3 protein-coding genes and 2 pseudogenes are annotated in these 9,440 nt (G+C 71.2%); all 5 read right to left on the minus strand.

From position 1 onward, the window contains the following. Window positions 1–5,686 (minus strand): eCIS core domain-containing protein (locus FGD71_RS35745; RefSeq protein WP_119104709.1); only part of this gene is annotated, 5,686 nt, incomplete at its 3' end. Then, complete coding sequence (locus FGD71_RS35750) at window positions 5,683–6,027, minus strand: hypothetical protein (RefSeq protein WP_240436931.1); 345 nt, start codon at window positions 6,025–6,027, stop codon at window positions 5,683–5,685. The genes FGD71_RS35750 and FGD71_RS35745, both read right to left, overlap by 4 nt. Then, window positions 6,018–8,023, minus strand: a pseudogene (locus FGD71_RS35755) (ATP-binding protein). The gene FGD71_RS35750 and the pseudogene FGD71_RS35755 overlap by 10 nt, the downstream one beginning before the upstream one ends. Window positions 8,024–8,056: 33 nt before the next feature. Further along, a complete protein-coding gene (locus FGD71_RS49785; RefSeq protein WP_119104711.1) occupies window positions 8,057–9,133 on the minus strand; it encodes a Pvc16 family protein in 1,077 nt (358 codons plus the stop codon). A gap of 78 nt (window positions 9,134–9,211) precedes the next feature. Beyond that, a pseudogene (locus FGD71_RS35765) lies at window positions 9,212–9,440 on the minus strand (hypothetical protein); the annotation flags it as partial.

The raw sequence follows: 9,440 nt of genomic DNA on the forward strand, positions 1-9,440 counted from the left end.
TGTCGCGGGCGACGCCGCGGCGCGGGGTGTCGTCGCGGTCGCGGCGGCCGTCGGCGTCGCGGGCGCGGAGCTTGCGGTTGGCGTCGCGCACGCGGCGGCGGGCGAGGTTGACGTCCTTGCCCTCCTCGCGGCGCTCCTCCCTGCGGTCCTTCCTCTCCTCCTGTTTCGCCCGGTCGCGCTGTTCCTGCTGGCGAGGCTTCTTCTCCGGAGACGGCCGCTTCTCGGGGCGCGCCTCCTTCTCCGGGCGGTCGGACTTCCTGGGCGGCGCCGGCTTCTTGCGCGGCGAGCGGGGCTTGTTGGCGCGTGGTGCGGGCTTTTTCTTCCGCATGTTCTTCGCCATGCCGCTCAGCGACTTGCTGACCTTGCCCATGTACTTACCGACGCCGCTGATCAGGGCCTCGTAGATCAGCTCCAGCAGGGCGACGACGCCGGCGGCGACGGCCTTGGCGAACATGATCGCGGCCTTCGCGCCGCCGGCCTTCACGGCCTTCAGGTACTCCATGAACGTGCCGAAGGCACGGAGGATCTCGCTCAGCGCTCCGTAGGCGGTCTTCAGCGCGTCGATGACGGCCATGACCCAGCCGGCGCCCGGAATGAGCTTGGCGACGACCTTGGTGACGATCAGCTCGCCGATGATGAGGGGGAGTTGGGGGACGGCGGCGTCCCAGGCCATCTTGGCCATCTCTTCCTTGCTCACCCCGCCCTTGATGAGGGTGTTGAAGGTCTCCAGGGGGATGCCGATGATCTCCTGGACCTTCTGGTTGAACCACTCCTTCACCGCGGCCTTCACCTCGTTGAAGAGGTGGTTGCGGGCGCCGCTCTCCGCGGACGCCTTGGCGTTGCTGATCCAGCCGCCCGGGTCGGTGACGATGTCGCTCGCGATCTGCGCCCACTCGCCGAGGCCCTTCAGCAGGGCGCCGCCGTACTCCATCGCCTTGGTGACGACGGTCTCCGCGACGGAGACCGCGGCGAGCAGGCCCTTCTCCAGCAGGTCCAGGCCGGCGAGCAGGACCTTGGCGAGGCCGTCGAGGAGTTTGCCGATGCCCTTCTTCAGTGCGTCCGCGGCCTCGTTGACCTTCTTGACCGCGGCGTCGCGGGCGCCGTCGATCGTGTTGCGCCACTTGTCGCGCATCGCCGGGTAGTCCTTGAGGAGTTCGTCCCCGAGGGCGATGAGGGCGTCGGCGAAGTCATTGATCTGTTTGACGACCCAGTCGCGGGCCTTGTCGATGAGGTCGAAGACCTGCTTTTTGAACTCGTCGATGATGCCGGTGACGAGGTTGCGGGCCTTTTCGAAGATGCCCTTGATGGCGTTCTTGAGCTTGTTGAACTGCTCCTTGACCCAGTCGATGCCCTGGCTGATCCAGTTGCCCGACTTCTCCTTGTCGTCGTTCCGCTTGTTCTCGGCGTCTTTCTCGGCACCCTCGCGCTTCTTGTCGATCTCCTTGTTGTCGTCCTCGGTGCGCTTGTCGACCTTCTTGTCGGTGTCCTCCTTCTTCTCCTTGATGTCCTTGCGGGCCTTGTCGTACTTCTGGCCTTTTTTGCCCTCGATGTCGGCGGTCTTGTCGTCCTGCTCCTTGCGCCACTTGTCACGGGCGCCGGCCACGTCGGAACGGCCCTTGTTCCGCGCGTCCTCCTGCGTCCTGCCGCTGGAGGAGACCTCCTGCCGGACGTTCTTCTCGTGCCGCTGCTTGTCCTGCTGAGCCTTCTTCTCCTTGTCGGCCCGCTCCTTGGACATCTGCTTCTGGCCTTGCGAGAAGCCCCGCTTGATCTGCGGCCCGCGGTCGTGTTCGGCCACGGCGGAGACGGCTTCGACGGTCACGGGTCCGCCGGCGCCCGGGGCCTTCCCGCCGCGCGGGCCGCCGCCCCTGGCACCCTTGTCGCCGCCCTTGCCGCCGTCGACCTTGGCCTCGAGGGTCTCCTTCGGAACGTCCGGGTAGATCTGGTCCTCGCCCATCGGCCGGGCGGCGTCTTCCCGGCCGGCCTTCTGCAGTTCCTGGCTCTTCTCGTCGAGCTTCTTCTGCTGCTTGTCGGTGCGTTCCGGGTCGGCGTCGGCGTCCGTCGGCAGCCTCGGCGCGTCACCGACGCGCGCGCCCTGCAGGCCGTCGTCGGTGGTCTTCATGGAGTCGATGGAGTCGGCGACCTTGCCGGGCAGGATCCGCTTGATGATCTCCTTGATGAGGGTGCCGCCGATGTCCCACCAACTCGGCTCCTCCGCCTGGGACTCGGGCAGCTCGCCCTTCGGCCTCTGCTCCCCGTTGATCTCCGGGGTCTTGCCCTTCGCCGCGTCGGTCTTGGCCACCTTCTGGTTGGTGTACTGACCGGGAGCGGCCGGCTTCGGGCCGCCGCGGAGAGTCTTGGGCGAGCCGGAGGGGCGTTCCATCTTCGGCGGGGCCTTCTCCAGCCCCGCCCTTTCCTTGCCGACGGACTTGTTGACGGCACCGTCGACGCCCTGGATGGTCTGCAGCGCCTGATGCGGCTTCAGCTTCCCGGCGGCCGCGAGACCGGCCTCGGGTGTGGAGTTGGAGACGTTGGGTGCCGGGCCGTCCTTCTTGCCCTTCAGCGGGGCGGGGCCGCCTCCGCCTCCGCCCTTGGGGGCCTTCGGCGCCGGTCCGCCGCCCTTGGCTGCCTTCGCCGACGCCGACTTGGACGCATCGGCCTTGGGTGCGGAGGGCTTCGGCGGCGCGGACTTGGCGGCAGCGGGCTGCTTCGGGGCGGGCTGTGCCGCCCTCGCCGCCTTGGCGGCCTTCTTGGCCTCCGGTTTCGGCTTCTCCTGCTTGGCCGGCGCGTCCGCCTTGGGGGCTGCAGTCTCCTTCGGTGCGGACGACTTGCCGGCGGCCTGCGAGACGGCCGGGATGCCGCCGTCTCCCTGCGAGCCACCGCCTGCACCTGAGCCTGCGCCGGCGCCTTCGGACACCTTCGGGGCCGCCTCCGCGGAGGCGGACTCCTCCCCCGCGGCCTTGTCCTCCTCGGTGGCCTGCCCCTTGCCCGCCGAGGCCTCCTTCGTGGCCCCGTCGTCCTCCGCCTTCTCCCCCGACGTCTCCGCCTGCTTCTCCCCGGAGGACGAACCGTCCGAGGAATCCGGCTCCTTGCTCGCGGAGCCCGTGCTCCCGGGGCCCTTCTCTCCGGACTCCTTGGTGCTCTTCTCCTCGGAGCCCGACTGCTGGTCCTTGCCCGAGCCCTTGTCGCCGGACTTCTCCCCGGAGGAATCGGAGTCCTTCGTGCCCTCCGTGGCCGTACCCTCCTGCGGGCCGCTCTTCGCGCCGTCCTGCTTCTCACCCGAGCCCTTGCCGGAGCCGCCGGACCCGGTGGCCTGGCCGCGTTTGTCCTCGTCGGCCTTGGCGAGCCTCTCGGAGGAGCCGTCCTTGGTGTTCCCGCCCTCGCTCCTCTCGCCGGACTCCTCGCCGGAGTTCTCCTCGGCGCGACGGTTCTCGGAGTCCCGAGCGCGGTCCTCGGCGCGTTCCTGCTTCGTCTCCGCGTCGCCAGGGCCGCCGGACTCGCCGTCCGGGCCCTCCTCGGCGTTCTGCCCGTCCGGGTTGCCGTTCTCGTCGCCGTCCCTGTCCGCGCCCGCCTCGGGGTCGGGGCCGACCTCCTGTTCGGCGGTCTTGCCGGACTGCAAGTCCTTGTCGGCCTGGGCGCCGGCCTCGTTCCGCTCCGCCGGGCCGTTCGCGCCCTCCTGGGCGTCCTCCTCCGCACGGGCGTCCTCGACCGCGTCGGCCTTTGTGGGCGGAGGCTTCTGCACGCTCGGAACGCCGTGCTTGCCCTGGACGCCCTGCGCCGCGCCAGGCTCCTTGCGGTCGCCGTCCGCCGGCTTCCCGGAGGCCGTACCGCCCCGGTTGCCGGACTGCTGGGCGGAGTCCGTTCCGTCGCGGGCGGAGTCCTGGACGCCACGCGCTGTCGAGGCCGAGCTGCCCTCGGACGACATGCCCCGCGCCATCCGGTCCGCGGTCTGCACGCCGGAGACGTCCAAGTCGCCCTCGGGAACATGGTCCTGGGGCTTGATCTCGGTGTCCCAGGCGCTCTGCTCGTCGTCCTCGTCCCCGGCATCCTTGGCGTCGTCGTTCAGGCCGACAGCCTCGTCCGCGCCATCCTCTTCCAGACCGAGCGGTTCGTCGTCCTCGGAGTCCTCCTCCTCGGCGGCGCGTTCGTCGTCCTTACCGTGACCGCCCTGGCGGTCCCTCTCGCCCGGTTCCGCGTCACTGCGGTCGATGCCGCCGGAGGTCTTCGCGCTCTGCTTCCGGTTCTCCTCGTCGGCCTTGTCGCCCTCGCCTTCCCGCTCCCGTTCGGCGGTGGACTCGGCCTCCTTCTTCCCGGCTTCGCGCTCCTCCTCCCGGCTGCCGGAGTCCTTCTCGTCCTCCTTGTTCTGCTCCTGCTCGTCCTTCTCCCCGGACTCCTCCTGCTCCTTCTTCTCTCCCTTCCCCTCCTCTTCCTGGTCGTCCTTTTTCTCCTGCTCCTCCTTCTCGCGGGCGGCTTCCTTCTGGGACTTCTCCTCGTCCTTCTTCTTCTGCTCCTCCTTGTCCTGGTCCTGCCGCTTCTGCTTGTCCGCCTCTTCGGCGTTCTGCTCGCTCTCCTGCTGCTTGCCGTCCTGTTCACGGGCGCTGCGGCCGTCGATGGATTCCTGCTCGCCGGACTCCGTGCCGACGCCCTTGCCGGAGCCGTTGGAGCCCTTCGGACCGGCCGCCCTACCGCTGCCGCCCCCAGCGTTGCGGTCGGGCGTGTTCTCCCGCTCGGGGGCCTCGGCCTTGCGGCGCTGCGTGCGTTTACGGCGCTCGTCCTTCGCCTTCTCCTTGTTCTCCTCAGCGGCCTGTACGTCGGCGCGCTTGCGCTCGCGCTCCTGCTCGACCTCGTCGATGGTGTCGGGGATCGCCTCCGGAGCGAGGGTTCCGTCCATCGGCAGCGGCGTCTCCTGCTCGACCTCGTCGACCAGGTCCAGCAGGCGCCCGTACTCCGGCGACGACAGACGCACCTCGAGCCGGTCCAGCACCGAGTCCTGCAACTCGGGGGCCATACGGGCCAGTTCGATGCGGACACGGTGGGAGACGTCCGCCGGATCGCCACGCAGCGAGCGCAGTACGCTGCCGACGAGGCGCTCTACCAGCCCCGCAGGGTCGAGCTTCTCCGCGCGCATGCGGTCCGCGTCGACAGTGGCGTAGCGCATCCAGGCGGGGGTGGCTTCGCCCTGCTCGACGTCCACGGGCTGCGGGACCTCGGCCGCGGTCTCCTCGCGCATCAGTCGCTGCGCCGTCGACTCCGCCTCCTGCTCGGCGGCCTCCTGCGGCAGACTGACGGCGCCGAGGTCGCGGCCGGCCACCAACGGGCCCGCCCCATAAGGGCTCTGGACGGTGTGCAGCAGCTCGTGCGCCAGCAGCCGCCGCCCCTCCGCCGTGCCGGGGGTGTAGGCACCCTCGCGGAAGAAGATGTCCTGGCCGACCGCTACGGCGTCCGCGCCGAGCATCTCCGTCAGCTGCCCGGCGTCCCGCCCGGTGTGCAGCCGTACGCGGCCGAGATCGTGCCCGAGCTGTTCCTCCAGCTCCCGTCGCACGCCGGCGTCGAGCGGCTGGCCGGCGCCGCTGACGATGTCCTTGGGCTCGGGTGTACGGGCCTTGGCCGCGCGCTCCTTGCGCTTGCGGCGGCGCTGTTCGGCGGCCTGCTCCGAACGGGCGTCCTGGGTCTGGGAGTTGTCGCTCACCGGGTCACCTCCCCGCGGCCGGAGAGCCCCGCGTGCACGGCGCGCGCCAGCTCCTGGCCGAGCCGTCGCGCCGACAGCCCGGCAGGCAGCGGCGGCAGGCCGGACAGCGCGTCCACGGTCACCGCACCGTCCGCCGCCAGCGGCACGCCGCGTTCCCGTACCAGCCGGGTCAGTTCGTGCTCGAACTCGGCGGAAACCCGGTCCTGATCCACCTGGAAGCCGTCGAGGACGAGTTCGCCGATGTTCACCCGGATCGCACTCGGTTCCCTGCCCGCGTCCCTTCGCGTGTCCCTGCCCGCGTCCCTGCCCGCATCCGTTCGCGGATCCCTGTTCACACCCATCCGCGCACCTCCCCCGGTGTCAGCGAGCGCTCCAGCTTGAGGTACTCGGTACGGGCGGCCGCGAGCATGTGCCGCATCTGCAGCCGGTCGCCCTCCTCGGCGGCGAGGAAGGCGCCGGACAGGGCGATGTTGCGGATCGAGCCGCCCGCGACGGTCAGCTGGGCGAGCAGCCGCGGGTCGATGTCCTTGACCGGGGCCTGCGGCGGCAGCACCCGGCGCCAGATCTCGGCGCGCTCGTGCTCGGCCGGGAACGGAAAGTCCACGACGAAGCGGATACGGCGCATGAAGGCCGTGTCCAGGGCCTTCTTCATGTTGGTGGTGAGGATGGCCAGGCCCCGGTAGGCCTCCATCCGCATCAGCAGATAGCTGACCTCGAGGTTGGCGTACCGGTCGTGGCTGTCCTTGACCTCACTGCGCTTGCCGAAGAGGGCGTCGGCCTCGTCGAACAGCAGGAGGGCGCCGCCGCGTTCGGCGGCGTCGAAGACCCTGCGGAGGTTCTTCTCGGTCTCACCGATGTACTTACTGACGACCTGTGAGAGGTCGATGACGAAGAGATCGAGGCCGAGTTCCTTGGCCATGACCTCGGCGGCCAGGGTCTTGCCCGTCCCGGAGCCGCCCGCGAACAGGGCGGTGACGCCGAGTCCACGACGCAGGGTCGCCGCGAACCCCCACTCCTGGTGCACGGTGGCCCGTTGCCGCACATGCGCGACGATCTCGCGCAGCACGCTCGTCTGCCGCTCGTGCAGGACGAGGTCGTCCCAGCCCGCCTCGGGCTCGATACGCCGGCCCAGCTCGTCCATGCCGATCCGGGCCTCGTTCATCCCGGCCCGCCAGGCGAGCGCGGCGGCGCCGAGCTCGTCCTCGCCGGGCAGATCACGGCGTACGGCGGCAGCGGCGGAACGTACGACATGCGGCGGCAGCTGGAACTGTGCGACCAGTGACCGCAGTTCCCGCTCCTCGATGTCGACGACGTCCTCGAACGCACCCGTCCACAGGCCGAGTTGCTCCTCGTCGTCCAGGCGCGGCACGGTGATCCGCTCGCCGTGCGGCCGGTCGGACGGGCGCGGATCGCTGCTCGAGACGACGACAGGGACAGCGGCCCCGGCCAGGAACGCGTCGGTGGCCGCGTGCTGGTCGCGGTCGAGTTCGCCGGCCTCGACGAGCAGCGCGGCGGGCAGCAGGATCGCCTCGCGCTGCCACAGCCGGGCGAGCCGGTCGCGCTCGGCGGCGTCGGTGGGGATGTCCTCGGCGCTCATCGAGTACAGGGCGAGTCCGGAGCGCGCGGCCGCCGCGGCGGCGATGTCGGCGCGGCTGCGCAGATCGCCGCCGACCACCTCGACGAGCAGCGGCGCGTCCGGTCGGGCGGCGGTCGTCCAGCCGGCGGTGACACGGCTCGCGGCCAGGTCGTACGACGGCGGCAACTCCTCCGGCACCGGGGTGCGGCGCAGCTGGCCGTGCAGACGGGCGTCCAGGTAGGGCGAGCCGAGCAGGAAGTGCAGGATCCGCTCGTCGAGCCGCAGCCGGGACAGCGTCAGGCGCGAGACGTCGTCCAGCTCCACGATGCGCCAGCGCCGCAGCGGTGCGACCGGGGTGAGGGCGCTCCAGTGCGGTTCGGCAAGGGCAGCCAGGGCCAGCGAGAAGGTGGGGTACGCGCGCTCCGGTCACCGCTGGCGGCGGCGCAACGGGCGGCGGTCGTGGGGTCCAACTCGTAGGCGGCGGTGAGGAGTACGAGGTCGCGTTCGAAGGGCGTGAGGCCGAAGCAGCCGACGAGCGCGTCGAGGGGGGCGGTCGCGGGGCCCGCCGGGTTCTGTACGTGGCTGACGGCACCGTCACGATGGCCGGAGCCGTCGTCGGCCTCCGGTGCCGTGCCCGGACCGGCCGCGCGCGCCGCGTGGGCGTCGACGCGGGCCAGGACACGCCGGATCTCCGCGGTCAGCGTCGGGCCGGCGCCCGGTGCCTCAGCCTCGTCTCCCGCGCCTGTCTCGTACGTCCCCATGTCCTCACCTGCCCCCGTTGTCCCCACGCCGTCTCAGCTCTCCGCGCCCTCGGCGCCACCCGCCGCGGAGGAATCCGAGGGGGAGTCCGCGCCGGAGTCCGAGGCGGATTCCGAAGGCGAGTCCGAAGCGGAGTCCGGAGAAGGCGCGGCGCCCGTGCTCCTGGCCACGCCACGCGCGGACTTGCCGGGTTGCGTCGCCTTGCGGGCGCGGCCCGGCGCCTTGGCCGCGGCCTTCGTGGGCGCCTTCGCGACAGACTTGGCGGGCTCCTTCCCCGGAGCCTTCGCGACAGCGGGGGCCTTCTCCGGAGCCTTCGCCTCCGGCTTGGCGGGCGCCTTGGTGGCAGCCTTCGCGACCGCCTTTCCGGGCGCTTTCTCCGGCGCCTTCTCGGAAGCCCCACCGCGCTGCCCGCCGTGCCCGGGCGTGGACGCGGACGCACCGCTCTCGCCCTCCTGCGACGCCTTGGCGCCGCCCGGCAGTACCGGCGGCACCGGCGCCCCGGGCGCCCCGAACGGCAGCGCCCGTACTGTCTGCCGCTCCACCGGCTTCGCCGGGACCGGCACCTCGCGGCCCTCGATGAAGACGAGAGCCGCCTGGTACACCACCGACAGCGTGTACGGGGTCTGGTGCAGCATCCCCCACAGCTTCGAGGTCTCGTCGATGTCCATCACCGTCGGCGTGAACCGCACGCGCTGTGCCGCCTCGGCCAGATCGCTGCCCGCCAAGTAGGGCCGCTCCCCGACCTGTTCGATGACGTCCTTCGGGAGGATGGGTATCTCGTGCAGGGTGCGCACCACGGAGCCGATCAGCCGCTGGCCGACCAGCTCCGTCTCCTCGCCGTACGCGCTGATCAGGAAGTGCAGGTCCAGCGCCGCGGCGGGCCGCTTGAGCAGCGTGCCGTCGGACGCGCGGGTGGGCACGTCGTTGTTCCGCTGCGAGGTGTTGGGCGTGACCTGGTACAGGAACACGGTGATGGTGGGTTCCGTCGGCGGATCGGCCGGCGGCTTGCGTGGCTCGACCTTGACGGCCATGTCGATCTCGGGCTGCAGATTGGCCTCGATCAGCAGGGCCAGGGCCTGGGTGACGTGGGCGATGGCGAGTGCGTTGCTCATGACGTCAGTTCCTCAGTCCCTCTGGTCCTTCTGGTCCCTCTGGTCCGTCGTAAGTTCGTCTGGTCCGTCGTACGTTCCTCACTCGCGCCCTCGCTCCAGGTACTCCGCCAGGCTCAGCCGCGCCGCCGGGCGTGCCGCGGTGGCGGGCCGCCGGCTCCCGCCGCCCGACGGCGAGCCGGCCGCCGTCACTTCGAGCCGTCCGATCTGCACCTGCACCACCTGCTCGGCGCCGCGCGCCGACCGCCTGCCCGCCGCCTGCCGTACGGCGTCCCGTGCTGCCGCCGTGTCCGCGGCGCTGGGACGCAGC

It is taken from the genome of Streptomyces sporangiiformans (assembly GCF_005768555.2).
GTDB lineage: Bacteria > Actinomycetota > Actinomycetes > Streptomycetales > Streptomycetaceae > Streptomyces > Streptomyces sporangiiformans.